Below are 1620 nucleotides of genomic sequence, written 5' to 3' on the forward strand. Positions count from 1 at the left end.
CTATATAACTGGTGCATAATCAGGCTTATTTTAACTAAATTTAACATGGAATATTATTAAGGACACAGATATATAAACAATTAAGATATCATCAATGTTGAGTACTTATATTTTCCGAATTATTGATTACTATCGTTATTTTGAGACTCTACACAATTTATTCCATATTCTATCTAATAGAATCTATTCTGTCCCGCCTTTCTGACCATTGGCACCCTCTTCAACACCTGGATTCCACCATGAAGCATGCGCATTGGTATTTTTTTCTTTCAAATTAAACTCATTAACTAACTTTCGTGGTGCATTATCCCATGTATAAATATTTTTTAACTTACCATGTGTAATAATGCGATAATCCGTTGAGGGAAACAAACAACTGATAATTGTTACTTGTGCAGTCTGTGTTGGGTTCAAAACTGAAATTTTTTTATCCGTAACTAATGTTTGCCCTGTTATTCGATAATCATAAATTCCGTGTGCGTTAGCCAATAAAATTTTTTGACCATTTAACCAATCCGATCCTTTTAAATGACCATTTTGTAAGTAAGGACTATCATGGTTGGTATATTGTTGTAATCCACTAAATCCTGTTTGCCCGTCATTAAAATTATGTGCAGCTAATCCATAATTACCTTCACCCATAATTGGTTTATGTTCTCCCGTAGGATCAATAACTGATTTATTCGCATAATTTGCCCCAGCATTCAATCCCTTATCGCTATAAGCGTCATTATACACTGGCAACAAGATGTTACGACTAGGTATAGATACAAATCCTTGTTTATCTAATCCTTTAACTGCCTGATACATAACCATTTTAGAAATGTCAATTCGAGAACTATCGTCAAATTTATCCTTGCGATCACTTTCATGTTGTTTATACCTTTGCACATAGTTTAATGCATTAGTCTGAACAGACCAAATATTATTTTGATACATTATTTTCGTACCCAAACTAATTACGCTCAATCCTAAAGTCCAAAGCAAAGAAATATACCCAATTTTTTTATAACTGAGCTGTTTTTTTCTCACTTTTAACATCAATAAACCAATTAAAAATAACACAAAAAATATAAGAAAAAAAACAATTATTTGAATAATTGTTAATCGCTCATTATACGAAATTTGACTTACCAATATTTTTAAAAAATTAATCATAATCTAATTTACTTTCTAATTTTCAATAATTTATCCAGGACATATTTACAAAACCATATAATTATGTATTGCTCCTATGTCAATAAATGGCACATCTTTTTCTAAACACTCGTTCTAATTCTGTCGGAATTAAACCAACTGATGTAATTTGAGGTTCGGATTACCAAGTCCTCAAAATTGGAAAAAGTTGTTTGAAAGGCAAACTCTCTCTTCAACAATGAGTGAAAAGCTTCAATTGGCCCATTATCATAAGGATAACCTTGTTTTGAGTATGAGTGGCTAATCTGATGCCGTTCAAGTAAAGTTTCAACTTCGTTGCTGGTGTACTGTGAACCCATGTCAGAGTGAAAATATTGTGGCTTTTGATGACATTCAAGCGCCTGATTAATCGTTTCTACAACTAACGTCGCCTCCATCTGACGACTAATCTTGAAAGCAAGAACTTGATGAACCTTTGGTTCA

2 protein-coding genes are annotated in these 1620 nt (G+C 32.2%); both read right to left on the reverse strand.

Features of this window, described 5'->3' with window-relative positions; all coding sequences use genetic code 11:
* Positions 1-183 precede the first annotated feature (183 nt).
* Positions 184-1158: a class A sortase gene (locus tag HMPREF0877_RS00970; RefSeq protein WP_002827228.1), complete on the reverse strand. Its 975-nt coding sequence runs from the start codon at positions 1156-1158 to the stop codon at positions 184-186.
* 101 nt (positions 1159-1259) lie between these two features.
* A partial coding sequence (locus HMPREF0877_RS00975; protein ID WP_002827230.1) for an IS3 family transposase occupies positions 1260-1620 on the reverse strand: 361 nt, incomplete at its 5' end.

Origin of the sequence: Weissella paramesenteroides ATCC 33313 (genome assembly GCF_000160575.1) — a bacterium.
GTDB lineage: Bacteria > Bacillota > Bacilli > Lactobacillales > Lactobacillaceae > Weissella > Weissella paramesenteroides.